This is a genomic window from Acinetobacter brisouioides (genome assembly GCF_004331075.1).
Classification (GTDB): Bacteria; Pseudomonadota; Gammaproteobacteria; order Pseudomonadales; family Moraxellaceae; genus Acinetobacter.
The window spans coordinates 1-25,705 of the sequence record NZ_SJNX01000014.1; the positions used below are offsets into that span (position 1 = coordinate 1).

At 39.5% G+C, this 25,705-nt stretch carries 26 protein-coding genes and 2 pseudogenes; 18 read left to right on the top strand and 10 right to left on the bottom strand.

The window, feature by feature from the left end; all coding sequences use genetic code 11:
- The 3 genes from E0H77_RS13410 to E0H77_RS13420 all read left to right on the top strand — a co-directional run.
- A partial coding sequence (locus E0H77_RS13410; protein ID WP_131378726.1) for an acetyl-CoA C-acyltransferase occupies window positions 1-813 on the top strand: 813 nt, incomplete at its 5' end.
- Between the two features lie 4 nt (window positions 814-817).
- Entirely contained in the window at window positions 818-1,597 is a 780-nt protein-coding gene (gene pcaD, locus E0H77_RS13415) for a 3-oxoadipate enol-lactonase (protein ID WP_131378728.1), read from the top strand.
- A 385-nt stretch (window positions 1,598-1,982) separates the two neighbouring features.
- The gene (locus tag E0H77_RS13420) at window positions 1,983-2,330 is read left to right on the top strand and encodes a hypothetical protein (protein WP_131378772.1); all 348 of its coding nucleotides are present in this window, start codon (window positions 1,983-1,985) and stop codon (window positions 2,328-2,330) included.
- 44 nt (window positions 2,331-2,374) lie between these two features.
- Here E0H77_RS13420 and E0H77_RS13425 read toward each other — a convergent pair whose 3' ends face one another.
- Window positions 2,375-3,040, bottom strand: a complete 666-nt coding sequence (locus tag E0H77_RS13425) for an HAD family hydrolase (protein ID WP_131378730.1) — start codon at window positions 3,038-3,040, stop codon at window positions 2,375-2,377.
- Window positions 3,004-4,215 carry a DUF1615 domain-containing protein gene (locus tag E0H77_RS13430; protein ID WP_131378732.1) on the bottom strand — a complete coding sequence of 404 codons (1,212 nt, stop codon included), beginning with the start codon at window positions 4,213-4,215 and terminating at the stop codon, window positions 3,004-3,006. Before E0H77_RS13430 ends, E0H77_RS13425 begins: the two co-directional genes overlap by 37 nt.
- 225 nt (window positions 4,216-4,440) lie before the next feature.
- Here E0H77_RS13430 and E0H77_RS13435 point away from each other — a divergent pair, with 225 nt between their 5' ends.
- A complete protein-coding gene (locus E0H77_RS13435; protein WP_131378734.1) occupies window positions 4,441-5,247 on the top strand; it encodes a thioesterase family protein in 807 nt (268 codons plus the stop codon).
- 1 nt (window position 5,248) lies between these two features.
- Here the strand turns inward: E0H77_RS13435 and E0H77_RS13440 are convergent, their stop codons facing one another.
- Window positions 5,249-6,196: a site-specific integrase gene (locus E0H77_RS13440; protein WP_131378736.1), complete on the bottom strand. Its 948-nt coding sequence runs from the start codon at window positions 6,194-6,196 to the stop codon at window positions 5,249-5,251.
- Window positions 6,197-6,390: 194 nt separating this feature from the next.
- Here E0H77_RS13440 and E0H77_RS13445 point away from each other — a divergent pair, with 194 nt between their 5' ends.
- Entirely contained in the window at window positions 6,391-7,437 is a 1,047-nt protein-coding gene (locus tag E0H77_RS13445) for a DNA-binding protein (protein ID WP_131378738.1), read from the top strand.
- Between the two features lie 9 nt (window positions 7,438-7,446).
- Here the strand turns inward: E0H77_RS13445 and E0H77_RS13450 are convergent, their stop codons facing one another.
- Entirely contained in the window at window positions 7,447-8,277 is an 831-nt protein-coding gene (locus E0H77_RS13450; protein WP_131378740.1) for a hypothetical protein, read from the bottom strand.
- Entirely contained in the window at window positions 8,277-8,429 is a 153-nt protein-coding gene (locus tag E0H77_RS13800; protein ID WP_165491535.1) for a hypothetical protein, read from the bottom strand. Before E0H77_RS13800 ends, E0H77_RS13450 begins: the two co-directional genes overlap by 1 nt.
- A gap of 324 nt (window positions 8,430-8,753) precedes the next feature.
- On the opposite strand from E0H77_RS13800, the gene E0H77_RS13455 reads away from it, so the two are divergent.
- The 6 genes from E0H77_RS13455 to E0H77_RS13475 all read left to right on the top strand — a co-directional run bounded on the left by E0H77_RS13455 (window position 8,754) and on the right by E0H77_RS13475 (window position 14,835).
- The gene (locus tag E0H77_RS13455; RefSeq protein ID WP_131378742.1) at window positions 8,754-10,184 is read left to right on the top strand and encodes a cytochrome ubiquinol oxidase subunit I; all 1,431 of its coding nucleotides are present in this window, start codon (window positions 8,754-8,756) and stop codon (window positions 10,182-10,184) included.
- The gene (gene cydB, locus E0H77_RS13460) at window positions 10,181-11,173 is read left to right on the top strand and encodes a cytochrome d ubiquinol oxidase subunit II (protein ID WP_131378744.1); all 993 of its coding nucleotides are present in this window, start codon (window positions 10,181-10,183) and stop codon (window positions 11,171-11,173) included. The genes E0H77_RS13455 and cydB overlap by 4 nt, the downstream gene beginning before the upstream one ends.
- Window positions 11,166-11,297 carry a hypothetical protein gene (locus E0H77_RS14005; protein ID WP_265937320.1) on the top strand — a complete coding sequence of 44 codons (132 nt, stop codon included), beginning with the start codon at window positions 11,166-11,168 and terminating at the stop codon, window positions 11,295-11,297. Before cydB ends, E0H77_RS14005 begins: the two co-directional genes overlap by 8 nt.
- A gap of 108 nt (window positions 11,298-11,405) precedes the next feature.
- Complete coding sequence (locus E0H77_RS13465; RefSeq protein ID WP_131378746.1) at window positions 11,406-12,833, top strand: aminotransferase-like domain-containing protein; 1,428 nt, start codon at window positions 11,406-11,408, stop codon at window positions 12,831-12,833.
- A gap of 315 nt (window positions 12,834-13,148) precedes the next feature.
- On the top strand, window positions 13,149-14,036 hold the full coding sequence (yddG, locus tag E0H77_RS13470; RefSeq protein ID WP_131378748.1) for an aromatic amino acid DMT transporter YddG: 888 nt from the start codon (window positions 13,149-13,151) through the stop codon (window positions 14,034-14,036).
- Between the two features lie 166 nt (window positions 14,037-14,202).
- Window positions 14,203-14,835, top strand: a complete 633-nt coding sequence (locus E0H77_RS13475; protein ID WP_131378750.1) for a class I SAM-dependent methyltransferase — start codon at window positions 14,203-14,205, stop codon at window positions 14,833-14,835.
- Between the two features lie 240 nt (window positions 14,836-15,075).
- Here the strand turns inward: E0H77_RS13475 and E0H77_RS13480 are convergent, their stop codons facing one another.
- Window positions 15,076-15,708 (bottom strand): CatB-related O-acetyltransferase, encoded by a 633-nt coding sequence (locus E0H77_RS13480; protein ID WP_131378752.1) that lies wholly within the window; start codon window positions 15,706-15,708, stop codon window positions 15,076-15,078.
- Window positions 15,709-16,142: 434 nt separating this feature from the next.
- Between E0H77_RS13480 and E0H77_RS13485 the strand changes: the two genes are divergently transcribed.
- From E0H77_RS13485 to E0H77_RS13515, 7 genes and pseudogenes are all read left to right on the top strand, one after another.
- Window positions 16,143-16,571, top strand: coding sequence for a hypothetical protein (locus E0H77_RS13485; protein ID WP_131378754.1), 429 nt, complete (start codon window positions 16,143-16,145; stop codon window positions 16,569-16,571).
- A 435-nt stretch (window positions 16,572-17,006) separates the two neighbouring features.
- Window positions 17,007-17,145 (top strand): annotated as a pseudogene (locus tag E0H77_RS13860) (MFS transporter); the annotation flags it as partial.
- A gap of 124 nt (window positions 17,146-17,269) precedes the next feature.
- Window positions 17,270-17,560 (top strand): type II toxin-antitoxin system HigB family toxin, encoded by a 291-nt coding sequence (locus E0H77_RS13495; protein WP_131378756.1) that lies wholly within the window; start codon window positions 17,270-17,272, stop codon window positions 17,558-17,560.
- A 1-nt stretch (window position 17,561) separates the two neighbouring features.
- Complete coding sequence (locus tag E0H77_RS13500; protein ID WP_131378758.1) at window positions 17,562-17,966, top strand: helix-turn-helix domain-containing protein; 405 nt, start codon at window positions 17,562-17,564, stop codon at window positions 17,964-17,966.
- A 252-nt stretch (window positions 17,967-18,218) separates the two neighbouring features.
- A complete protein-coding gene (locus E0H77_RS13505; RefSeq protein ID WP_131378760.1) occupies window positions 18,219-19,400 on the top strand; it encodes an MFS transporter in 1,182 nt (393 codons plus the stop codon).
- 77 nt (window positions 19,401-19,477) lie between these two features.
- Window positions 19,478-19,942, top strand: coding sequence for a hypothetical protein (locus E0H77_RS13510; protein WP_171478357.1), 465 nt, complete (start codon window positions 19,478-19,480; stop codon window positions 19,940-19,942).
- 398 nt (window positions 19,943-20,340) lie between these two features.
- Window positions 20,341-21,357, top strand: a complete 1,017-nt coding sequence (locus E0H77_RS13515; RefSeq protein ID WP_131378764.1) for a 3-deoxy-7-phosphoheptulonate synthase — start codon at window positions 20,341-20,343, stop codon at window positions 21,355-21,357.
- Between the two features lie 1,165 nt (window positions 21,358-22,522).
- On the opposite strand, the gene E0H77_RS13525 is transcribed toward E0H77_RS13515, so the two are convergent.
- From E0H77_RS13525 to E0H77_RS13540, 4 genes and pseudogenes are all read right to left on the bottom strand, one after another.
- Window positions 22,523-22,972 (bottom strand): bacteriohemerythrin, encoded by a 450-nt coding sequence (locus E0H77_RS13525; RefSeq protein ID WP_131378766.1) that lies wholly within the window; start codon window positions 22,970-22,972, stop codon window positions 22,523-22,525.
- Window positions 22,973-23,363: 391 nt separating this feature from the next.
- The gene (locus tag E0H77_RS13530) at window positions 23,364-24,326 is read right to left on the bottom strand and encodes a 3-carboxyethylcatechol 2,3-dioxygenase (RefSeq protein WP_131378768.1); all 963 of its coding nucleotides are present in this window, start codon (window positions 24,324-24,326) and stop codon (window positions 23,364-23,366) included.
- 141 nt (window positions 24,327-24,467) lie between these two features.
- Window positions 24,468-25,328: an alpha/beta fold hydrolase gene (locus E0H77_RS13535; RefSeq protein ID WP_131378770.1), complete on the bottom strand. Its 861-nt coding sequence runs from the start codon at window positions 25,326-25,328 to the stop codon at window positions 24,468-24,470.
- A gap of 111 nt (window positions 25,329-25,439) precedes the next feature.
- Window positions 25,440-25,705, bottom strand: a pseudogene (locus tag E0H77_RS13540) (4-hydroxy-2-oxovalerate aldolase); the annotation flags it as partial.

The window sequence follows — 25,705 nt, forward strand, 5'->3', positions numbered from 1 at the left end:
GCTTACGGACGTACCCAAAAGATTGAAGATACCACCATGGGCTGGCGTTTTATCAATCCGAAACTCAAAGAAATGTATGGCGTGGACACCATGCCACAAACTGCAGAGAACGTGGCGGCACAGTTCCACATTAGCCGTGAAGATCAGGACAAGTTTGCTTTAACCAGCCAGCAACGCACTGCGGCAGCACAAGCCAAAGGTTACTTTGCCAACGAAATCGTGCCTGTGACGATTCCACAGCGCAAAGGTGATGCCATCGTGATTGATACCGATGAACATCCACGTGCAACCACGCTGGAAACCTTGACCAAACTCAAACCTGTGATCAACGCCGAAGGTACAGTGACTGCTGGCAATGCTTCAGGCATTAACGATGGTGCAGCCGCATTGCTGATTGCGTCAGATGAAGCCATCACAAAATACGAACTGAAAGCCCGTGCCAAAATTATTGCGGCAACCACCGTGGGTGTTGAACCACGCATCATGGGCTTTGCACCTGCGCCTGCGATCAAGAAATTACTGAAACAAGCCAACCTGACTTTAGCGCAGATGGATGTGATTGAACTGAACGAAGCCTTTGCTGCACAGGCTTTGGCGTGTACCCGTGATTTGGGGCTGGCAGATGATGATGCACGGGTCAATCCAAACGGAGGTGCGATTGCACTGGGTCATCCACTGGGTGCTTCAGGTGCGCGTCTGGTGACTACAGCACTGAACCAGCTTGAGCAGACAGGCGGCAAGTACGCGTTATGTTCAATGTGTATCGGTGTTGGTCAGGGTATTGCTTTGATTATTGAGCGCGTAGAGGGATAAGCCAATGCCAAGTTTTGTGACTCCACAGCAAATTACACTGAATTATCAAACTTTTGGTGACCCGAAGCATCCTGCTTTATTATTTTCCAATTCGCTTGGAACCAACCTGAGCATGTGGCAACCACAAATTGAATTTTTTCAGAAAGATTTTTTTGTGATTGCTTACGATACACGTGGACACGGTGCATCTTCAACGGCGACACAGTCTTTTGGCTGTGCGGAACTGGCACAAGATGTGATTGATTTACTGGATCACCTCAATATTCAGACGGCGTATTTCTGTGGTATTTCAATGGGTGGTCTAACAAGTCAGTGGTTGGCTCGCTATTTTCCAGAACGCTTTAAAAAAGTGGTGGTGTGTAATACCGCAGCAAAAATCGGACAAGCGCAAGCTTGGCAAGAGCGTGCGGCATTGGTACGTACACAAGGCTTACAACCGATTGCAGCAACCGCCGCATCTCGCTGGTTTACCGAAGCTTTTATCGAAAAGAATTCTGCTTTGATTAAAACTTTAAGTGAGAATTTGGCTGCTGGTAGCGCTGAAGGTTATGCACAGTGCTGTGAAGCTTTGGCTCATACCGATTTACGGGATGAAATTGCAAAAATCCAAATCCCTGTACTGGTGATTGCAGGTTCTGCCGACCCTGTGACTACTGTTGCAGATGGGCAATTTATGCAACAGCAAATTCACGGCGCAACACTCGCCGAGATTGCAGCCTCGCATATTTCCAATATTGAACAGCCCGAACGCTTTAATGAATGCTTAAAAGGTTTTATTGTATAGAACAAACAGGAATATATGCTGTGCCCAAAACCCAATTGTTCCTGTGAATGATTGGGTTATTTTATTTTTAAATAGGGTGGAGGGAAAATAGCAGTTTTTCTACATATTTTCATCTTGGTTTTAGATTATGATTTTTTGATAGAGCATAGGAAGAATGTCAGAAATGGGCATTTTTTTGACAGTAATTGCTGTGTGAATTCAGTAGTTTGCTTTGCAGTTGTTGGTGAATATTGTAAATTTATAAAAATTAATGTTTTTTCATAATACGATAATAAATGTAAACAAAATAGATATTTTAAGATTTTTTTAAGGTGATATTCTTAATTTAAACCAACAAGGAAACTTGATCAAAATAGTCTGAAAATGATTTCAGGAGACGAAGATGATGAACATGGAATATTTACACAAACCCGATTATTTTTTCTTTGCACACAAAATGGTGTTGTTCTTGGAAAAGTACATCAAACAGCATCCTATGGAACAGGAAGCAACCTTCCACCTACAGGCGATTTATGACTTGTTCGGTCAAGACCGTGCTTCAAGCACAATCAATTTGGAAGGCATCTTAAATATTGTCGATGAGTATTTAATTGATACTCAACATGGCATTGCGACTTTGATTCATGATTATAGTATTCATCTCGACAATCATATTTTAACGCTTAACTTTCATCCACATGCTATGCAAAGTGTAAGTCATGGTGCAAGTGTATTTTTCCCAAAAGTTGCATAATTTGATCAAGCGAACAGGTACTCCAGTTGAGTGCCTGTTGATGTTTAATGCGCTTCGGAGGGAATGTGAGGTAGACGCTGATCTTTGCCAACCATAAAAGGATAATCTGCCAGACTCAACATTTGTTCATCTTCATGACTATTGCCATATGCATAGATTTGCGCATAATTTTCAATATTATAATGATCTAAAATTCTTAATTTTTTTTGTTCACCACTACAATCTGGGCTTGCATATTGCCCTGTCAAAATATTCTGCTGTTTTTCCGTTTCAGTACAAATCAGTCTCACATTTAGATGCTGGGCAATCGGTTGTAAGTACAAATCTAAAGATGCGGAAACAATTGCCACCTCATGGCCAAAATCCTGATGTTGCTTAAGCTGTGCCAAAATGACAGGATTTAGATGTTCTAATAGCTCGCGGCTATATTGCCATGCCAAGCTTTCGATTTCTTGTAGATTCTGTTGGCTGAACATTTGGCTATAAAGCTTGGTACGCATCGCATGTGCAGGGTACAACTTCAGATAATAGCCCTGAATCCACGGCAAGATTTTGATACCTTGCCGAATAATGTGTCTTTTCGACAAGGTATAGAAAATAAATTGCGTGAAGCTGTCGCTCAGGCAAAGCGTACCATCAAAATCAAATAGGGCGAGGGTTTTCCTCGGCTCGATCAAGATTCTTTCAGGCGTTTGGCGCGATGCATACATGTTTCGTAGCGTCCATTCACACGGCTGGCATACCAGTTGGTATTGTAATCACGGCTTAGTTTTGGCCCAGAAATCACCACTTGCGGCATCACTGCGTACGGCATTTCTTTTTCAGTCTTTTGTTGGTAGAGCTTGGCAATGGTTAAATAAGTCTGGGTTTTTTCAAAATTCTGAGTTTTTTCTTCCTTCAAGTCACTACGTAGCTGACGCGCTGTAATAATCACACCATTTTGTGCAAACAGCTTGCTAATTGCCAATTCGGTTGAACTTTGGGCAGATTGTACATTTTCGTTTTTATCATACAGCAGCAAGTCGCCATCTAAAGACAACTCTGAATCGGTTAATGTATTCAGTGCCTTTTGGACAGATGCATTACGGCTTGAATACATACCCGAGTTATAGTCTGCAAAACGATAAATTGGTTTGTCATAGTCAGCTTTGTACATCATTAGACGGTGAATACCGTAGTACATGCCGCCATATTGTGTATACAAATAATCGCGGAGTTCATTGACATTCATGCGGTCACGCTGATGGTCTTGAGCATAACGTACCAAAACCTGCATAGAACCCAAAGTGGTAATGGGGTTCATGCGTTCGCCAATGTCCTGACCAACCAGTTTGGCGGCGCCTGTTAATGCACTGACATGATAATGTTTCGACATATAGTCAAAAATCTGGCGATACAGTACATCGACATCCTGTTCAGTTTTGACTTTTGCCATTTGCTTCAAGTAACTGTTTTCAGGTGTAGGTTGGGTTTTGAGTACTTTTTCAAAATAGCCCGCAATAGGAGTTCCCAGCGTTTCCCCTAGCTTGTCGGTAAATTTTTCTTGCAGACGCGTATTGACTTCAGCTACCGCTTTTTTCCCAAGCCCAGGTACGCGAGGGCTGGCAACAAAACTTGATTCCTGATCGACAATTGCCACGATACTACAGACATTCTGTTTGGACTTTTCAATCTTGAGTTCATCCATAATGTCATTCATATCTTTCGCCCAAGACTCACGATTACTCACACGAGGGGGAATCAGACGTTTGATCTGTTTTTCTTGAAGAATTTTTTCATCATCTTTAGAAAAAAGTGAATTGTCACCACAAGCGACCAAACCTGTAGAAATTGCTAAGACTGTGAAAACCCGACAAATCGGTTGTAAATAAGAAGATTTATTCATGTGAGCCAGACACTAATTACGCACTAAGCCAATTTGGCGGTTTATTACGCTGATTGTAGAGAGTTTTATATCTAATGTATATATTGGCAGATGAGCATTTCTTCGGTGTAATTTGTTCAGCTTATACCTTAAATGATGAACTGGCTTGACCATTTCCGTGACTTGGTTTTTGTGGCATAGCAACATACAATTCATGAGAATAATAAACAAAAATAGGGATTTTTTATGACTGCGTATTATCAACTGTTACAGCGCCATCAAGACACAGAGAAGCAAGTGACGACCGCATATTACTGTTCAACAATTCATGCACAGGGTGCATGGAATAGTCATGAACAGCATATGGCACCTGCAACAGGGATTTTATGTGCTGAGCTAGAACAGTTTTTTCCACGTGAAAACATGCGTATAGGTAGGATTAGTCTCGACATTTTTGGTTTAATTGCTGCAGGCGAATTTGTGATTCAGACTCAAGTGATTCGTGCAGGAAAAACCATTGAGCTGATTGAAGCCCAAATGCAAGCACAAGGCAAAACCTGTATTGTAGCGAGAGCTTGGCGTATGCAAACCATAGATACACATGCGATTGCAGGCTTTGAAGATGACAGCATTTCATTGCCTGAGCATAGCCTACCTGAAGAACGACTCAAATTGTGGCCAGGCGGGTTTATTGAAAGTGTAGAAGTCAGAACGCATGCTTCGCTGACCCGTGCAGGCAAAGGTATTGTTTGGTTAAATACACATATAGATATGGTGCAAGATCAACCGACCAGTGATTTTGTACATTTAATGGGGTTGGTTGATACCGCCAACGGGATTGTGCCTCGACAAAAAGAGCAATTTACTTGGTCATTTGCCAATTTGGACTTGCAAATTCATTTGCATCGTTTTCCACATGGGCGCTGGTTAGGGTTGGAAACAGTACAGCAGTACGGCGAAGATGGTATCGGGCTGACCAGTTCCATTTTACATGATGAACAAGGGCCTTTTGGACGCAGTGAACAAATCCTGACTTTAAGACCGATGGCGTAAATTAGGGGTTATTTTTATTTTCCAGCCAATTCTTCGAAAAACCTTGAAAAGGATTGGCTGCTTCAACATAACGTAATGCCGAGTTAACATTTTTCCAGCCCACATACTGCATCAGTGTTTTGACATCCCAGCCGCTTTGACTTGCCCAGTTGGCAAAACCACGGCGTAATGAGTGGGTGCTATAACTTTCAGGCATTGCAATCTGTGCTTGTGTAAAAATTTTGCGTAGCAGTGGCAATAAACTGTCGATATGCAAGCCTTGATCTGCCAACTTGCCATAACGATGAATGCCACGATAAACAAAACCTTCAGTTAAGCCGCTAATCTCAATCCAGTCAGTATAAGCCTGCACAGGACAAAGTTTCGCTAAAGCAGGGACTTGAAAGGTTTGTCCCTGAAACTGTCGGTCAGTTTTACTATAAGGCAAGAAACATTGCATACTTTCTTGCGGGATAACCCGAATATTCTCAACCTGCAAGCGTGTGAGTTCATCACCCCGAAAACCGCGCCAGAAACCCAACAATAATAAAGATTTATCACGTTTTAAGCGCATTTCTTGTGCAAAATTCCCCTGTATTTGCTGCACGCCAATTTCTCGATCCAGATAATTCACCACCTGTTCAAGCTCTAAAATTTGTAAAGGTTTTGCCTGTTTTTCCTGAGCAGGATGCACGGCTTTGATGCCGCGAAAGACCTGCTTCACTAACGGAGCTTTGGTTGGGTCAGGAAAACCTTGATCAACATGCCACTGTGAAAGTGCAGCAAGTCTTTGTTTTAATGTGTTAATTGATAAAGTTTCAGCATGATCTGCCAAATACTGAGCAATATTGTCCGCAGTCGCAGGCAATAAACCTTGCCATTCCACCTCGTAGTGTCTAAGCGCGGAAGCGTAGCTTTTTCGGGTATTTTCCCGTGTTGCAGCCTGTAAATACTGATCCAGACGATTCATTTTACGTTTTTAGCTCCAATATCGCTTGCATACCGAAGTGTAATGCCAGATTTACCTGATTTTGCCCAAATCACTATAACACAGGATAATCTTTAATTATCCTGCTTTTAATATCAAATTAAATTTAAATAATGGTGTTTATTTTTATTATGTTATTATGTATTACATAATACATTATGATATTAAGGTGCAGTATGTCTCGTACAGGTCTTAGTAAGCAGCAAGTCAAGAAAGCCCGTGATACGTTGTTAGCACAAGAAAAATATCCATCGGTGGATGCTGTACGGATTGAACTCGGCAATACAGGCTCAAAAAGCACGATTCATAAGTACTTAAAAGAGCTTGAGGAAGAAGATGGGGATGTGATTGCACAACCATCAATCAGTGAAACGCTGCAAAATTTGGTACAGCGACTTTCAGAGCAGTTGCATCAGGAAGCACAAGAAAAAATTGATGTTTTTCAAAGAGAAATGCAGGAACGTGAGACTGAGCAGCAGCAACAGATACAGCATTTAAATACGCAACTGGCAACAGCTCTGGCAGAACTTGATCAGAAAAATACACATGTAGATGAATTGACGCAGACACAGCAACAGCTTCAACAGAACTTGCAGCAAGAAACCATATTTCGGCATCGGTTGGAACAACAAACAATAGATTTAAATACGCTATTAGAACAAAATGAACAGCACCGTTTGGCATTAGAAGATAAGTTTCAGCATGCTCAACAAGCATTGGAGCATTACCGAGAGTCAGTCAAGGAACAGCGTCAGCAAGATTTGCGCCGCCATGATCAGGCTATGCAACAACTACAAACTGAAATTCAGCAGTTACAGCAAACCATTGTGATCAAAAACAATGAACTGTCTGTGTTGCACACGGAACACACCAAACAGGCTGTATATCTAGAACAGCAGTACAGTCAAGTTCAGCAATTGCAGCAACAGAATCAACAACAGCAAGATGAACTGACTGATTTAAAACAAGAATATGTACAACAGACACAAACATTTTCAATGCTGAAGCAGCAATTTCAACAGCAGCAAGATACGTTAGAGCAAGCTGAACATATACACCAGTCATTACAGCAGCAGCTTGAGCAAACCCAAGGAAAGCTTAAACAAACGCAGTCAGAACTCTATTTGCAACAGCAGTTTTCTGAGCAGTTACAGCACTTGCTACAACAGTTTGCAGTCAAAACACCAGATACAGTTGCACAGCAAAAACATACGAATGACTGAGCAAAATACTCAGCCATGCAGTGCATTTTGTGAAAGGGTTTGAATATACTCACTATAGACCGACATTTTTTCGAAGATGTGTTCACTGTAGAACATGTCTTCAATTAAACGGGTATTTTGTTCCAGCTTTAAACTGTCACATTGTTTGAGTAATTCGGCATTTTGCTGAGAAAAGTATTCACATAACGCCATATATTGCGGATCTTTATGTTTAAATAGCAATTTTTTCAGTTTAATTTCGCTTGCCACAGGAACTACCCATTCTGCTTGTTGCTGCTTGTGAATCGGGTGGATATGGATTTTGAGAAACAGTTCAACTTCAGCAATTGCCTGAGTATTTAACTGCGTAGTATCGGTAATGAGAAAAACATGCTTGAGGTCAGGGCGGCACAACGCGCGCAGCAAGCCAAGTTGCAACATTTCCATATTAGAGTAGGAAGATTCTCTAATATCTAAATACATGTGCATGGCATCGAGTGCGTAGTCTGCCTTGACCTTATAGTTAACTTGCCCAAAACGACCCAAAATATTTTCAATCATGGGAGTGTTAAGTGTGCTGTAGATACAAGGCTTATTCAGATTGGCAAAAATAAATGGGCTAAACACATACCCCAAGTTGACGTCCTGTTCCTGTACTGCATCTTGAAGTAGATAATGCAGATTTTGCCGTCCAAATGCCCGTACTACTTTTGCCCGAAGGATTGCGCCTTCCAGATTCATGTATTCAAGACTCAGGCGATGCTGCACCGCCTCGGAAAAGCCCTGTAGCTTAAAAATGGTAGGCAAATGTTGTAATTCAGGCGTGATAAACATGAGCGGTTCTCGTGGGCACTGGGTCATTATTTCATATCCGCACCAACGGCGAAGATTACACCAACACAAAACAGTACGGTATATAGCGCAAACCAAAACAATAAGTTTTTAAAGGCTTTGTCGGAGATGCTGCTGTCAGCGTACTTTTGTACTGGTTTTTTGTTTTCATCGTTGTTCATGTGGTGATTCCTCAATAGAACTTTTAAGGCTATTTTGAGAAAAATTCTGCATTTTGAGTAGATACAAATCTGTTCTAAAAAACTATAACAGATGAGCCATTATTTTAGACTAGATACTGCCTAAATTAGCTAACTCCTGATTTATTGAGGGCTTAGAGTCAACAATCCGCCGATTTTTTTATGAAACTGTTATAGTTTTTCTACTTCATTTTGTATCTAACAATTCAACAGAGCGCTCTGCATCATAACAAAGTCATCATTTACAGAGCATCTGTTATGAATCTTTGCAATGTATTAAACGCCTTCGTGAAGTAGAGAGTGATTATGGATTTTGGTCTGAGTGCTTTTGCTTTGGCAAGAATGCAGTTTGCCTTTACTGTTTCTTTTCATATTATTTTTCCTGCCACTTCGATTGGTTTAGCCTGTTTTCTGGCTGTTCTAGAATGGAAATGGCTGCGTAGCGGTAACCCGTTGTATCAGGACTTGTTTAAATACTGGTTGAAAATTTTCGCGGTGGCATTTGCCATGGGCGTGGTCTCTGGCATTGTCATGGCGTATCAGTTTGGAACCAACTGGAGTGAGTTTTCACGAATTGCGGGCAGTGTGACTGGCCCATTACTGACTTATGAGGTGCTGAGTGCCTTTTTCCTCGAAGCAGGCTTTTTAGGCATCATGATGTTTGGCTGGGGGCGAGTTGGTGAAAAAGCTCACTTCTTTGCCACTCTAATGGTCGCGATTGGAACGTGTATTTCCATGTTCTGGATCTTGTCATCTAACAGTTGGATGCAAACGCCGCAAGGGATTGCCTTGGAACATGGCATTTTAGTGCCTAAAGACTGGTGGGCAATTGTTTTTAACCCAAGTTTTCCTTATCGCTTTGCACATATGGGGATTGCCGCATTTTTGGTGTCGGGTTTACTGGTGACAGGTGCATCGGCATGGCATTTGCTCAAAGGACGGCGCGATGCTTTGGTGAAAACCTCATTTTCAATGGGACTTTGGATGGTTTTATTGACGTCCAGCTTACAAGTTCTCGTTGGTGATCAGCACGGTTTAAACACATTACACCATCAACCTGCCAAATTGGCAGCGATTGAAGGGCATTGGGAAACCAATCATCAAGCGCCGATGCCACTTTTGCTATTTGCGGTTCCTGATATGCAGCAAGAAAAGAACCACTTTGAACTGGGTGTGCCGTATCTGGGCAGCCTGATTTTAACTCATGACATGAACGGCGCTGTGACTGGTCTGAAAGACTTCCCGCGTGATGAACGTCCAAATGCATTACTGGTATTTTGGAGTTTCCGTGTCATGGTGTCGATGGGTATGTTGATGGTGTTGATGTCCGTACTGGCACTGTGGCTACGTTATCGCCAGCGTTTATATGACAGTCGTGGATTTCTTTGTTTTGCTATGGTTATGGGGGCGAGTGGCTATCTTGCCTTACTGGCAGGTTGGGTGACGACTGAAGTTGGGCGTCAACCATGGGTGGTCTACGGCTTGCTGAAAACCATTGATGGTCTGTCACACCAGGTGTCTGCACCGCAAGTTGGGCTGAGTCTGACGCTTTTTGTGGTGGTGTATAGCGTGGTATTTGGTAGTGGTTTTTATTACCTGTTCAAGCTGATTCGTAAAGGGCCAGAGCATCACACGCTACAGCATGAGGAAGCAGCAGGTGTTGGGCATTTTAAAACTCCTATGCGTCCTATGAGTGTGGTCGATGCCGAAGATCTTGATGAGGAGAAAAAATCATGATGGATTTGTCATTAATCTGGGTCGGGATTATTGGGCTTGGGGTCTGGATCTATGTGGTTCTGGATGGGTTTGATCTGGGCATCGGGATTTTATTTCCAGTCGTTACCGACAAGCAGCAACGTGATGTGATGATGAATACCGTTGCTCCTGTGTGGGATGGCAATGAAACATGGATGGTTTTGGGCGGTGCAGGTTTATTTGCTGCATTTCCACTGGTGTATTCGATGGTGCTTTCAGCGCTGTATTTACCCATTATGTTTATGCTGATTGCATTAATTTTTCGTGGTGTAGCATTTGAGTTTCGCTTTAAGGCGCATCGCAGTCGTTATCTGTGGGATCAGGCATTTATCTGGGGATCGGTACTTGCCAGTTTCTTTCAAGGTATGATTTTAGGTGCTTATATTCAAGGCATTCACCCACAACAAGGTTCTTTGGACTGGCTCACACCCTTTTCGGTTTTTACAGGGATTGGGGTCGTTTTAGTCTACGCAGCGCTTGGCTGTGCATGGCTGATCATGAAAACTGAAGCTGAGCTTCAGCAACGCATGTATCAACTGATGCCTAAGCTATTATTGGCATTGTTGGTGATTTTTCTTGGTGTGAGCATTTATACACCATTGCAACATGCTGAAATTGCAGCACGCTGGTTTAGTTTGCCCAACCTGTATTATTTGAGTCTAGTTCCTGTATTGGTGCTTTGGGTCAGTTATCAACTGTATCGTGCTTGTCAGCATCAACAGGAAAAACAGCCATTTATTTATATGTTGGCGTTGGTTACGCTCGCCTATATCGGCTTTCTGATTAGTCTGTGGCCGAATATTATTCCGCCATCTGTCACCATTTGGCAGGCGGCTGCACCGTATAGCAGTCAATTGTTTGCGTTGATTGGAGCATGTATTTTATTGCCGATTATCTTGGTGTATACAGGCTTGGCCTATTGGGTGTTTAAAGACAAAGTGCGGGGAGGTGATGAGGGTTATCATGACTAAACGACTGCAACTTAAACAATGGCAATGGTTTATTGTATTATGGTTATTCGGCTTTGTGAGCTTGGCAGTTGTTGCGGGGCTGTTCCGTAGTTTGCTGCTACTTGCCAAAGCCAGTTTGCATTAAAAACAATAGCGTAGACTTCTTTTGTCGATTTGTTTTTCCTCAAAAGTGTAAACCATGATGAAAGAAGCCTATATCATTTTTCCAACATTGGGTTTGTCGTGACCACTTATGTATAAATCAGAACAACTGGCTCGCAGCATACGGGCACTTATTGAAAATGGTTCATGGCAAGCCCACAGTAAACTTCCATCCTTGCGTGAACAAGCCCAACGTTCAGGCTTTAGCTTAATGACAGTACTAAACGCCTATCAAGAGCTTGAAGCGCAAGGTCTGGTCTATTCCAAAGAAAAATCGGGTTATTTTATTGCAGGGAATTTGGCGACACAGGCGTTGGCGCATCACCCTGAAACTAAACTTAATGCACATATTGAGATTAACTCTCAGGTTTTTAACTATTTAAAAGCCACACAGGATGAAGAGATTGTACCGCTAGGTTCGGCATTTCCTTGTTCGGACTTGCTCTATAACGCCAAGTTGATGCAAATTATTGCTCAGCATGCCAAGCGTAAACGTAGTTATTTAAATTCAGACAGTATGCCTCCAGGTAATCTGGAATTGCGTAAAATTATTGCGAGTCGCTATAGTCTGCAAGGTATTCCAACCGATGCCAATGATATTGTGATTACTTCAGGGGCATTGGAGGCACTCAATCTTTCTTTACAGGCACTGACTCAAGCAGGCGATTTTATTTTACTCCAGCAAAATATTTTCTACGGTGCATGGCAAGCCGCAGAACGGCTGGGTTTAAAGGTAATTACCATTCCTGAGCATCCGCAGCATGGCTTTGATTTGGCTTCATTTGAAGCTGCATTGAATAAATATCCGATTAAAGTCTGTTGGCTTATGCTCAATTCACATAATCCGATTGGCTTTACTGTCAGTAATGAAATTAAGTTTCAAATTGCCAAATTACTGCATGAACATCAGGTGTATTTGATTGAAGATGATGTCTATCAAGAACTCTATTATGGTGCGCAAAAACCGCTACCGATGAAGTATTTTGATCAGCATAACTATGTGTTGCATTGTTCTTCATTTTCCAAAACGATAGGCATGGGGACTCGAATCGGGTGGGTTCATGTCGGTAAATTTTCCAATGCCATTCAGCATTTACAGCTTATGAGTACATTGTCCGCCAGTACCTTGGTACAACACGCTTTGGTGGATTTTTTACCCAGTCATCACTATGAAAAACATTTGCGACAACTGCGGTTACAGCTTGAACACAATAAACAGGTATTTTACCAGTTTCTAAAAGCGCATTTGTCGGCGCAATGTGAGATTTATTATTATTCCAGTGGTTATTTTTTGTGGGTTAAATTGCCTGAACATGTAGATAGCATGTCGCTGTATCGACAATTGCTTGAATATAAAATTGCCATTGCGCCGAGTAGCTTATTTCGTTTGGGCAGTTTGACACAAAATTTTATTCGGATTAATTGTTCGTTTAATCTGAATGAACGGATACAACAGACATTACAGCAACTGATCACTTGTATCCAGCAATCTATAGATCATCAGTCTGATAGTCGTTGATCGTATTTTGATAAACTGCAGTCATATTTATGTTTGACATTAAAGGTGTATTTGTTATATATTTTATCTTTAGAAAGAATACTTACGCTGTAGTTTCTAATTTCAACCACATAGTTTCGCAACTATGTGGTTTTTTTATGATTCAAAATAAGTATCTAGCTTAAATAAGTTAAAATTGACGCAAGCTAAGCACTCAATATATAAAGATTTAGTACCCATTCTTATACTATGCAAGTTTTGTACACATGTATGATCAACCTCTATGAGTTTATTTTCTCTCCACCTTTTTCAGAAATTTTATAAGTGACTTAAATCATGATAAGCAAAAGAAACGCAACGCTGATTGGTTTAATTGCAGTTTTTTTATGGAGCTCGATTATTGGGCTGATTCGTAGTGTTAGTGATTCGCTTGGCGCCACAGGCGGTGCCGCCATGATTTATAGCGTTGCCTCAGTATTTTTATTGCTTAGTGTTGGTTTTCCAAAAATTCGGGAATTTCCCAAGCATTACCTGATTTGGGGCAGTGTTCTGTTTGTGTCTTATGAGTTGTGTCTGGCGTTATCTATTGGATATGCCAATACTCACAGACAAGCGATAGAAGTGGGCATTGTCAATTATCTGTGGCCTGCACTCACCATGGTCGCTGCTATTTTGTTTAATCATCAAAAATCCAATCTATTGATTATCCCAGGATTTATCATCGCAATTGGTGGTATTTGCTGGGTATTGGGTGGTGATCAAGGCTTGGATTTGTCGAGTATGCTGCACAATATACAAAATAATCCGTTAAGTTACGGATTGGCATTTATTGGAGCGCTGATTTGGTCAGGTTATTGTACTGTAACCACGCGGATTGCGAATGGTAAAAATGGTGTGACCTTATTTTTTATGCTCACTGCCAGTGCGTTATGGATGAAATACTTTATTTTTGCTGCGGAATCGATGCATTTTAGTTTGTCTGCCATTATCTATTTAGTTTTGGCAGCTGCAGCAATGGGGTTCGGCTATGCTGCATGGAATGTTGGAATCTTGCATGGCAATGTCACCGTTCTTGCGGGTGCATCGTATTTTATTCCTGTGTTTTCTTCTGCACTTGCAGCGGTGGTCTTGCATACGCCGTTATCACTTGCATTTTGGCAAGGCGCTGCGATGGTATGTGCTGGATCTATTTTATGCTGGTTTGCTACACGGCAAAAATCCTGAAAATCAATATCGGTTCACAGATTCCGGCAATACGCTGGAATCTTCCATCTGTCTCTGATATCAACATAAAAATACAGGTTTGCTGAATAAACAAGCATCTCCTAATACATATGTTTCAACCTTATTATATTAAACTCATGAGAATTTTGTGAACAGGATAATCATGATGACTGATAATTATTGGGAAAAAGTTTATCAAACTAAAGAAACTGATCAGGTAAGCTGGTATCAAGAAAAAGATTTTCATTTACTCAACTTACTGGAATCTCTGCATTTACCGACCAATGCACATATTATTGATGTGGGTAGTGGTGCATCTTTACTCATAGACCATTTACTCGAGTTGGGATATAAAAACCTGTCTGTTCTAGATCTGTCTGCAACAGCATTAAAAACAACACAAACTCGGCTAAAAGCAAAAAATCTGGATGCAACTGCTGTTAAATGGATTACAGCAGATGTTTGTCGGGTCAATTTGCCAAAGCACTTCTTTGATGTGTGGCATGATCGGGCCGTATTTCATTTTATGGTGAGCCAAGAGCAGCAAGAACAATATTTGAAAATAATGCGTAATTCATTAAAAAATAAAAGTTTTGTTGCAATTTCTACTTTTTCTGAAAATGGACCAACCCAGTGCAGTGGTTTACCCGTTGAGCGCTATAGTATTGAGAAAATGAAAAAGAGATTAGGCTCTGATTTTAAGTTGTATGAATACGATATTGAGCTACATGAAACGCCGTGGGGGTCAACGCAAGAGTTTTTAAATACTTTATGGGTATTTGATGCTCAACCATCCTGAGCGGTGGATCGCTTAATAATGGGAAACTTGAGATAAAAGTGAGTAATGCCTGAAAGACCCAAATTTTAAAGATCTGATGGTGTTGGGAAAATATGCTCTTTGATAAGCCTCTTTTCATTTTGATTGAAATGATTGATAAAATTTGAATAGGCTTAGGCGTTAATTTATCAATTAAAATAACGCCGTGCTGCGATGTATCATTAGCAAACAATACATGACTCTAACGGCGTAATCATGTTTTTAGGCAGGGTGGTTTTTTAAAAAATCAAGTAGTGCATCAACATCATCAGATTGCAAATTTTCTCTGATTTTTAAAAAGATCTTTTCATCTAAATCATAAATTTTAGCAGATAGTAATTTTTGTATAGCATCAGGCGAAAAGCGATACTTCATAATCTGTGCAGGAACACCACCAACAACAGCATAAGGCGGAACATCCTTTGTCACTACAGCGCCTGTTGCCACAACAGCACCTTCACCAAGTTTGACACCCTGCATAATCATTGCACGGCTACCAATCCAGCAGCCATCACCGATCACCGTATCTCCAGTAGGTACAAAACCGCGAGTATCGAACGGAAATGCTGAAATCCAGTCTGTCCGATGGAGTTGATTACCACCCATCATAATGACACATTCGGCGCCAAAGCAGACAAAGTTACCGATATAAAGCTGATCAATCAGATTCGTAGATGTTGAAGGTTTATTGTGTAAATATCTAACGACACATCTTTCAAACCCGCTATCCCAAAAAGCACTGTAATAGCTATAGTTACCCCGAATATGAATATTGGGGTTTTTCACAGTTTTTGAGATAAATTCAAATTCACACCAATGTTTGACTGGTGGGGAGTTAAGGGTTGAACCTTCCATAATGCATTGTTCAATTGAAGCGTCAATTATTATAAAGAACGCCTCTCTGATAATTCAATGGCGTTCTAATAAAATCAAGGACAGATATATTTGCAAGATACAACAAGCTGAATTCAAAAGTTGAGTGTAAATCAAAGTTGCCACCATGAAGGGGCAAAGGATAAAAGATTAACAGAACTCCACTATTTTTAAGTGCAGCCTAGAAACAATTGCTGTATCTCTAAAACTCAAAAAAATAAATAATAAATTGTGCTAAGCTTTTTGAATGTGATTAAATAATAATCAAATCTTTGTCATCGTAGTAAGAATGGCTGGCTTCCAATCAAGCTAAAAGATGATTGAAAGTTGAATAATCAATATGGCAGCTACATCACTTTCAATATTATTCTGCATAAAAGTAGTTTTTAATTTATAAATATCTCTTAGGGAAAAGTATGATGAAAATCAAAAAAATGATGATTGGAATTTGTATCTCAACAGCTTCATTAAGTGTACTGGCTCAGAATTCGGAAGAATATCATGATCACCATCCAATCAGTTCAGTTCCCTCTACGACAATAGTTGAGAAAAAGTCTGATGTCATGCTGAACGATAAAATGGGCACAATGGATCAACATATGAAAGCGATGCAAGCCATACATGAGAAAATGATGTCTGCAAAAAATCCTAAAGAACGCCAAATGCTTATGGCTGAGCATATGAAGCTCATGCAAGAAGGCATGATGATGATGAAACAAATGGATAGCCAGAGCATGAACTATAATATGAGTGACCGCCAGAAGATGATGGAAAAACGTATGGATATGATGCAATCCATGATGCAAATGATGATGGATTGTATGCCACCCTCAGCACCGAAATAATCCAGTACTGAATTTTAAACTAGACATATGCCATGTGTTTGCTGGCGTGGCAACGGTTATCTTTATATGAAATTTCTTGGTTTGGGATGGCATAAATTAGTCACATGACAGGACACACCATGATGGCTACCAAGTACGTTATGGTGGTGGTGATCTATGGTTAGATCCACTCAGGAGTGATGCAGGATAACCAAGCAACGACTATAGTAAAAAGCGCAGATCCTAAAAAGATCATGATTATGGCTCAATCTTGACAATCCAATTTAACCACTGGAAATTAAGGTTTGGTTCATACAGCCAACAAGCAGTTTTTCTGTTTTGCATTAAAACAATAATTATTTATACATTTCACTCATAAATCTATTCAGGTTTTTAAGACTAATAGTTCCCCATACAGCTTGTTAAGCTTTTGCCTCACTAGCTTCTTTTTGTGAATTGGAAAATGCTTTGTATAGTCGTGATTCATCAATTGCACCAGCATGGGATGCTGTCCTCGTCATGTCTTTATGCTGTGCAGTTTTAATTGCATCTGAGTTTATGCCTGTCGGTTCATTGACACCCATCGCATTATTGAATCTGAACTACATCTTTCTCAGCTCAAATCAAATTCACTTTCGGTTGCTGCCTTCTGGCAGCTTTTTATTGCAAAATGCGATAATTTCTATATACTTTTATTATAGCAAAATGCGATAATTAATATGCACGTTATCACCCATGCTCGAATTCTTAAAGCAAGCCAAAAGTGGCCACAGGCTGAAACGGCACTAGATGGCTGGTATCGTCTCATTAAAGCAAATGACCCCAAAAATTTTGCTGAAATGAAACGCTATTTCCCAGCCGTTGATAAAGTTGGAAAGTTCCATGTATTTGACATTGGCGGAAATAAAATACGACTGATTGCTGTTGTGATGTATCAAGCAAAAAGAGTTTATATCCGTCATGTTCTATCTCACACAGAATATGATAAAGGTCATTGGAAGGAGGGCTAACATGAATGCAATGATCAAACAGGCGGTTGACCACTGGCACTATATTGCACCATTGCTCACCAAACCTGAAAATGAAGATGATTTCAATGCACTGGTTGAAGCACTTGATGAATTACTGGATATCGTAGGGGATGATGAAACTCACCCACTCATGGGATTAGTGCATCAATTGGGTGATATCGTTTCGGACTATGAAAATGAACACTTACCTATGCCTAAAGGTGATGGTCGAACTGCACTGGCTTTTTTGATGCAACAACATGGTTTAGGACAATCAGATTTACCAGAGGTTGCAACTCAATCAGTAATCTCAGAAATTCTAAATGGGAAACGCCAGTTTAATCTTCGTCAGATTAAGGCATTATGTGAGCGATTTAATGTTTCAGCAGAAACTTTTTTAGAATAGATATGTTGCCTTCGGGCAAATTTTGATTTTTGGTACTTATCATAAATGCTTAATTTTTATCCAATTTACTGAGACTAGAGATTTTAGATTTATCTGCAAGTTAAAAGCTTTAATATATAGACTCTAGGTCGATAAATTGTAGCGGTCTACAAAAAATTCATGATTTGTAGACTGTTGAAATACAAACAAGGGCAATTCAATGCAAATTTATGTAGTATTTAACACATTGAAAATTAAAAGAAATATAAAAAAATGCTAAGTATTCCAATCCGCAGCAAACTCGGTGGTTTTTATTTCTTCTACTATGCGATTGTTGGCACATTTATGCCATATTGGAACTTATACCTTCAACATCAAGGATTTAGCTTTCAACAAATTGGCTGGTTATCGTCTATAGCAATTTTAACGCGTTTTTTTGCGCCGTTCATTTGGGGTTGGATTGCAGATAAATCTGGCAAACGGATGCTCTTGGTTCGTATTGCCACTTGGATTGAGACATGTATCTGGTTTTTAATTTTTATTGTCCCTAACAATTTTCAGTCAATCGCAGCCTTAATGGTCATTTTTAGTTTCTTTCAAAATGCAATTTTAGCGCAATTTGAAGGTGTGACCTTGTTTTGGTTAGGTGATGAAAAAGCAAAGTTGTATGGGAGAGTCAGAAAATGGGGATCTGTTGGATTTATTGTTGCCGTATTTTTGATTGGTGAACTGCTCGATCTCATTTCTATTCGCTGGCTTCCGATTATTCTATTAAGCATTGCATTTCTTGCATTTATTTGGGCATTTACTATTCAAGAACCCAGCAATGCGCCCAAGGCACAAAAAAAATTACAGCCTATTTGGCAAAATATTCGCCATCCTACAGTTTTGGCATTTTTCTCCATCGAATTTATTCTGCTGTTTTCATTCGCGCCATTTTATAGTTTTTACAGCAACTATTTGCATGAACAACACTACAGTACTGCACAAATCGGGACGTTGTGGGCAACAGGCGTTATTGCTGAAATTGTGATGTTTGCTTATGCACAGCGTATCTTTTTACAACGATTTTCTTGGCAAAAACTAGTGATCCTCTGTTTAATTCTCACCTCAATTCGCTGGTATATTGTTGGTGTTGGCTCTGCATATTTTACCGTGCAACTACTGGCGCAAACGATTCACGCTTTTAGTTTTGGTTTATTTCATCTTATAGCGATGAAAGTTATTTTTCAGAATTTTAGTGCTGAGCAGCAAGGTCGCGGTCAGGCATTGTATAGCACCATGTGGGGTATTGGTGTTGCTGTTGGCAGCATTTTGGCGGGGCATTACTGGAAGCTATTGTCAGGACAACATATTTTTGTGTATGCAGCAATATTGGTATTATTGGCTTTACCACTGACGTACTGGTTGCCACGGCACAGTCAGCATGACGATGTTCTTGCAACAAAAGGTTAAATAAACAAGTTATTAATACAAATCCTTCAAGTAGATATGCTAAGTTATTCTAATCACTTAGAGGTATAGAACAACTTATGAAGCAATTATTCATCTCCAGTGTTTTTTGTATGTGCTCAACATTTGCAATGGCGGCATCTCAGTCTGCCCAGTCAGTAGCAAACCCTCAAAATGACAATTCAATTAATATTGTTGTACGATCACAAATTGTGGGTCTGTGGGGAATGGAAATTCCAAATAACAAAAAATGCGTGGAATATTATAACTTTAAAAGTAACAATCAAGTCATTATTAAAAGTGCTGCTGAATGGTCAACAGGAATTTATGAATATCAGCCATCGCCTGAAAACTCCAAAATTGGCGCTTTAGCTTTACAGGTGAAATATGACAACAATCAGAAAGATTGCTTAGGTCATCAGCAAGATCAGGCAGGAGAGGTGTCACAGTATTTTGTTCAGTGGCGTAATGCCAATACCATTCAGTTTTGTACATCAGAAAAACAAGACAAATGTGTCGTCACTTTACGCCGTGTTCTACCTTAGTTTATGAAAATAAAGTATTTTCATAGAAAAGTTTATTTATTTTATAAAAATACTTGTTTAATAAAATAAACAGGCGTATTTTAATTATTAATAGTTTATTTGTGATGAATTTGATGTTACCACAACCTATCTGTATGACTTATTACGCGTATTTCTGGCACTTTAGATAGTCGCCCGAACACGTTTGGGCACGGAAAAGATAGGTTGCCCATCAAAAAATTTTATACCTGATTGGCAACACCAATCAGGTTTTTTTATATCTTAAATTTGGAGAATGATGATGATGTTTACAACTTATTTGGTGGCTTATTTTCAACCTCGATTCTGGCTTTATGTTGCATATAACCGATCAGCAAAACATACACCCTTATTGATGGATTAAACGCCAAGGAAATTTTATGAACAGCATTTTGAAAACTCCGCAACAACTGAAGCAGCAACAACCGCTCACACAAGAACTTGCTGCACAGGTACAACAACAGCGACAAATTATTGAAAGAATTTTAAAAGGGCAGGACAAACGATTATTGGTCATTATAGGACCATGTTCTATTCATGACCCTCAGGCAGTACTTGAGTACGCAGAAAAACTCAAACAATTACAAACTCAGGTCGATAAACAGATTTATGTTGTGATGCGCGCTTATATTGAAAAACCACGTACCACAGTGGGTTGGAAAGGTTTTTTGTATGATCCGCATTTAAATGGTCAAGCCGATCTGAATGAAGGTTTACAGCAGTCTCGTGCATTGTACTTACAAATTTTACAATTGGGCTTGCCACTAGCAAGTGAGATTTTAAACCCAATGGTGACAGGTTATTTTGATGATCTTTTAGCATGGGGCGCGATTGGTGCGCGTACATCAGAATCACAAATTCATCGCGAAATTGCCAGCAGCTTGCCGTATCCAGTAGGCTTTAAAAATGGTACAGATGGTTCAGTACAAATTGCGACAGATGCTATTTTGTCTTCACAGCATTCTCATCAGTTTTTTGCAATGGGACAGACTGGAGCGCCCGTACTTCTAGCAAGTTCGGGTAATCCTTTACCACATATTATTTTACGAGGTTCAAATACCTCAACCAATTATGATGCAGTGTCAATTCAGGCGATCCAAAAAACCTTAAAACAACCGACAGCAATGATTGTGGATTGTAGTCATGGCAACAGTGGTAAAGATCCGTTACGCCAGCCTGAGATTTTACAGCAGGTTGTACAAGAACGTGCTTTAACGCAAGTTCGTGGAGTGATGTTGGAAAGCCACTTGGTGGATGGGCAGCAAAAAATCTCTGCATGCATGACTTATGGTCAATCTGTTACGGATGGCTGTTTAGGATGGGATAAAACTGAAGCTGTATTGCTCGAAATTTCAGAACAGCTCAATCATAAAAACCTTAATAAAATTGTCGCTTAATTGAACAAAAACAGAAGATAAGGGGAAAGCTTATCTTCTGTTAAGCCTTTTATTTAGAAAGATATTTTTTGATCAAGACCTCACCTATTTTGCGTAAGTGATTAATATTTAATCATTTTTATTTTTAGATCAAATATCATACAACTTTATTTTTTGTGGCATAGCACTATACATCACAAGTTTTTTATCCAGAATTTTCATAAATTATTCTAATATATTTTTAAAAATTATATAAATATTTTTTTAATATTTTTCATTGGATTCATTGGATTCATTGGATTCATTGGATTCATTGGATTCATTGGATTCATTGGATTCATTGGATTCATTGGATTCATTGGATTCATTGGATTCATTGGATTCATGGATCATGGATCATGGATCATGGATCATGGATCATGGATCATGGATCATGGATCATGGATCATGGATCATCAAATGATGATGTATGGTTGATAAAAATATCAATCAATAACGACGTGATTTTTTAAGCATTTAAGATATAGAAATATAGATTCTTAAGTGGGTTTTAGTACAAACACCAATTTCGTATAATATAGATTATGTTAAATAACATGTCAGAGATTGCGACCTATCCAAAGCTAATGCGGTCGCAACTTCACTGGAGAGATTCAGGACAAGTTTAATCTCTCCAGTGAAGCACATTAAATAACATAATATTCATTATGCGGAAATCCTACGCTATCTCATTTTTGCTATGTGATGATCTACCTGATCAATAATAATTTTAGTTTGTCTATCTCGTTATAATTACGTCGAGTTCAAGTACCAGCATAAGATGATTAAAATCACATGTTGCTAACTAGTGGCTCAGTTCATTTTGTATTCGCTAGAAATGTTATGAAATGGCATTTTTTGAAAATATTGATGTGCTATGATCTTTAGCTTTAAAATGACAACTACATCATCATCTGTTTCTGTGGTAATAGCTAGTTGCCATATATATCGATTTATATCCAAAATTATCGAATATCGAATATCGAATATCGAATATCGAATATCGAATTTCAGCCAAACATTTAGTAGATCAGAAAACCTACGATTCTACTGTAATTAATTCGCAATAAAAGACACAGCGGCAAACAGGTTTTACCGCTGTGCTAGTTAGATGTATGAGCGTAACTTGCATAATAATCAATGGTTTCTATTTGAAGAATCGTGAAAACCACCCTTTTCCTTTTTTCTTTTCTTGTGACTGTACATAATGCAACATGTTCTCGCGTACAGAATTCACATAATCTTGGTCATCATGCTGGATATGATTAATCAACCACTTTGAAAGTAATCGGTGTAAGTCATTTTCGATAGATTCTCCCCGTTCAAATCTATGACGATATTCATTCAACCGTTTAACAAATAATTCGTGTATACCTTTATGAGACGGCAGATATTGATAGAAGACTTGTTGAAGGAGGTTTTCTTCAAAGCTAAAATGGGATTGGGTGTAATCAATCAAATCATCTAAAATTTCTTTGATTTTATCTCGTTGACCGTTGGTTAGAATTTGTTCTAAGGCATTGATGTAATCCAATATCTGTCGATGTTGATGATCAATTACATCAATTCCTATATTATAACTTTCGTTCCATTCCATCGCTGTTCTCTTGTAAATTGTTATGTTGAAATGTTTTTAAGTATGATTTTTGAGGTAAATAAATTTACCTTTTAAAATCCCATAAAAAAATTATGGAATTAAATATTACAAACAGTTTTTCTTGAAAGCAAGAGTGCAAATCAATATTTTTGTCAAAGAATGAAGGTAAATTGCTGCATTTATGCGAAGTTATGATTTTGAGATTGTGACCGCATCACCTACATCATTTCATATTGTAAAATGCAGCAGTCATAACATTAAAAAAAATGAATTAAAATCAAAATGAAGTGTCAAGAATAGTTCTTTTTTTATACTTAAATTTAGATGTATTTTTTAAAGCCACTTAAAACAAAAAAGCATTTAAGTGGCTTTCTTCTAGCCGTTAAAAAGATCATTGACCTTTTAATTCGGCTGAAACGATACCAAAACCTGCAATCCACTCACTAATAGCTTCATAACAGTGTAGTTTCATCTCATAGTCGCCTAAGGTCGAAAATGCGGAAAATGCTGCCATCCAAGAACGAACTTCTTGACCACCACGCCCACCTTCTTTACGTATATCGGCTTCAGTCATGGCTGCTAGTGAGGCAAAATCAGCATTTTTAAATTTTTCTAATAGTGCAATATCCCACTCTGGGTTAAGTGGAACAGCAACTGATTGGTCGCCTGCAGCTAATCGCTGCCCTACTGAAATAATTTTAGACTGACGTGCAGAACGCGATTCTGGCGAAGGATTGCGGCCACAAATTAAAAACTCTTCTACGTCCAATGGCACTGAACCCATTTGCGGTGTTGGTGGATCGTGTGAAAGTCCACCTGTTCCCAAAATCAGTACACGTTCAGTTTTAAGATTCAATGATTGAATAAATTTACCAACAGCATGACCGAGTGCGATTGCTCGTTTAGTCGTTGGCATTGGAGTTGCTGCCCCATTAATAAAAATAGGAATCGTCGGGTAGCGATCAAGCTGACCATCACATAAAAAATGCAAAGGCTGAGTTACCCCATGATCTGCTTGCATACGATACGAATAAGCAACATCAACACCTTCATCAAGCACACTACGAACCAGATTTAATGCTTCTTCTTCAGGCACATTAATTTTTCCAGGGCCATAATTCCAATCACCTGCTGCGTTCGCTCGAATTCCCACACAAAAACTTGGCATCAGGTCATAAAAAAAACCATTAAAATGGTCTGAACCAAAAGCAATAATCAAAGTAGGGTTATATCTTTTAACGTCTTCAGCCAACTGAGCAAAAGTTTCTCGTACTTTTTGTTCTTGTGAATGGTTTTGTGGTGAAGCAAATTCCATTAAAGGGCTATGTGAAGCACATATGAGTTTGACAGGCATATTTTATTCCTTTAAGAAGATAATTTAGAAAAATCACCTTCGATCATCCTGTATGAATCCGCATTGAATATAAATAATCGCTAAATCTGCACCAGTTCATACTTGACGGTGCAGATTCAGACTCAGCTCAATCGAAATAAATTATTTAACACCATGCGCAGCTAAATAGTTTTTAATTACGACATTAAACTCATCGGCTTTTTCAACTTGTGACCAATGACCACATTGACTGAAAATATGTGCATCGGCATTGGGTACGATATTTAAAATATCCCAAGTACGCGAAACAGGAATTACGACATCTTGTACACCGTGAACTAACAGCACAGGAACAGTAATTTCTTTCATTTTTTCAAAATCAAGTGGAAATTCAAAACGATCTCGATCTCGAGCAGTCACAACATCCATCAAGCGATCAAATGCATAATCATTCTTTGCTGCATCAAATCGCACTTTGACTAATTCATCAGTAATTAAGTCTTTGTTGACCACAAACATAGATAAGGTTTTTTTAATGCCTTCCTCTGTTAAAACTGGGTTTGCATGCGCTTTTAATGCCGCTGTTTGTTTAGCGCCACCAGTTCCCATAGATACGATACCAAGTACACGCTCTGGGTAATCTAAAACCATTTGAAAAGCCAGCCAGCCCCCTAAAGAATTACCAACTAACCATGTTTTTTCAATTCCTAATGCATCTAAGGTACGAACAGCATGATCAACCCATGCACGAATACCGTATTGAGTCTCTGGAGCAACAATCGTTTGACCATAACCAATGGTATCAATGGCGATACAACGTGCTTGCTCCCCAATTTGAGGTAAATTTAGCCACCAATTTGCCGCTGCAGATACACCTGTACCTGAACCATGTAAAAATAGAACGGGTGTTCCCTCGCCTACTTCGTGATAATGCGTTAACTCGCCTTCAGCCGTTTGAATCCATTTATCTTCTAAACCAAAAAATGAATCCGTTTTATATTCTGGAATTTGTACCGTGGTCATGACTATTTCTCTTTAATACTCAATCGGAAGAATTTTCTTCAACGCTTCCCGAATTCAATCAAAATTCTCTAAAAAGTACCCCTTGCGAGATACTTTTTTACACCATCAGTTTTAAACTGAAGTAGCGAATGCTTTCGCCTTAGACATGGTCAATGCCAAGTCTTCGATCATATCTTCCTGACCACCGACCGTGCCACGACGTCCTAACTCAAGCAGGATTTCACGTGCAGATACGCCATATTTGGCTTCGGCACGTTTAGCAAACAGCAAGAACGATGAATACACACCTGCATAGCCCAAAGTTGCTGCATCACGGTCAGCACGAATCGGGTGAGTCATCATTGGAATAATAATGTCTTCGGCAATATCCTGAACCT